The organism is Haemophilus paraphrohaemolyticus, assembly GCF_002015045.1.
Classification (GTDB): domain Bacteria; phylum Pseudomonadota; class Gammaproteobacteria; order Enterobacterales; family Pasteurellaceae; genus Haemophilus_A; species Haemophilus_A paraphrohaemolyticus.
This window is the reverse complement of record NZ_MUXX01000028.1, coordinates 1-1,558: the sequence shown is the minus strand read 5'-3', so window position 1 is coordinate 1,558 and position 1,558 is coordinate 1. Positions and strand designations below refer to the sequence as shown.

General features: G+C 33.7%; 1 protein-coding gene. It reads right to left on the bottom strand.

Annotation, left to right across the window (positions count from 1 at the left end; genetic code table 11):
- Positions 1-148: 148 nt before the first annotated feature.
- Complete coding sequence (locus tag B0184_RS10340; RefSeq protein ID WP_078177702.1) at positions 149-1,441, bottom strand: hypothetical protein; 1,293 nt, start codon at positions 1,439-1,441, stop codon at positions 149-151.
- Between the last annotated feature and the right edge of the window lie 117 nt (positions 1,442-1,558).

The window sequence follows — 1,558 nt, the reverse complement described above, 5'->3', positions numbered from 1 at the left end:
GATCATTGATTTTACTAAATGCTTAAATATAAGAATTTGTAAAATTTAGGTACAAAAAAACCGCTTTTTGATCGGAGCGTTTAATAACCGACTGAAATAGATAGTGCGGTAATCATAATCCGATGTTAGCGGTGTTGTCAATTAGATTTTATTCATCAATCAATTCTTTGGTCTTTTGGGGAATGTCATTTACTTGTCCTTTAATTCCATCAACGGCTTTGTCAAATCGTTTGCCTACACCATCAATGATGGTTTCTAGAGGTGTACTTTTAAGATCTTTTTCAAAGACTTTTGTCGGATTAGCACCTAGATTCTCTACTGCAATCTGTAGTAATTGCTCTTCCAATGCTGGTGATTGCTCTTGAACTTGTTTTCTATATCCTTCAAATGCCATTGCCGAAGAATATTTGTAGCCATAATCTTCTCTTAGGCGGAATAAATAGGCTCGCTCTTTGGATTTAATCCACGCAACAATCAAGAAAGGCAATGATATTGCTGATTTAGCAAAGAATTGTATCCAATCGAACGTCGTTTGGACTTTTCCATCTGATATAGTTTGGGTAATCAAGCTGGAATTAAACCCCCATAATGAAATACCTGCAGTGATAATCAGCGAGCCAATTAAAAATCCGTCTGCCCATTTCATTTTAGTATTAATGTCATCAGCTTGTTTTTTGAATGAACCCGCCATACTGGCACGGTTGGCATCTTCAATGATTTCTTGAATTTCTTCTTTCTGCTTTTTGAATAATTTGATCATTGTTTCGATTTCCTTATGGTATTGTTCTATTTTAGGTTTGGCTTGTTCTGCTGTATTAGCAAGAGTGCTGATATTACCCAAAAGTTTTTTGGCAGTATCAGAATCAGCAGCTAAATTATCTTTGATAGGCAATAATTCTGTGTGCCATTCAGTAATTTGTTCTGCTTGCTCCTGTGCTTCTTCATAAGCGGTTTGTAACGTAGAAAGCGTGCTTTGTAATTTTGCAAGCTCCTGTTTATCCTCAATCAGTTGTTCCTCTAAAGCAATATGCTCAGATAAATTTGCTTTAATTTTAGTAACATCTGCCGAAATTGCCTGTCGCTCTTCCTCACTCCGTAATTCACCTTTCACTTCAATTAAATAAAGTTCTTTAATGGTTAAACGTAGCTTAATTAAGTGAGCAACAAAAGCAAGAGTATCTCTTTTAGGCCATTGTTTAGACTTTCTCTCTTTGGTAATTATCTTTTCAAGATTTTTAATGAGTTTAAGGCAAACATATTTAGCATAAGCAATTTCTAACGGACGATTTATTTCATCAAATTTATCCAATGAGGAACAAAGCTGTTCAATTTCCTGCATTATCTCAACTGAGGTAATCGTATCTAACCATTGATACTCTTTGTTGATTTTGTTATCGATAAGCTTTTTTAGATTTTTCAATTCTGTTTTTACTGATTTCATTTTATTTCCTTAGTGGGAGTTATAAAGGTTTACGAAATAATCAATATAAAATCATAATCTATTATTTCAATGAATACAGTAAGTTATTTCCTATTACATCTAACCGCTTATATTCAA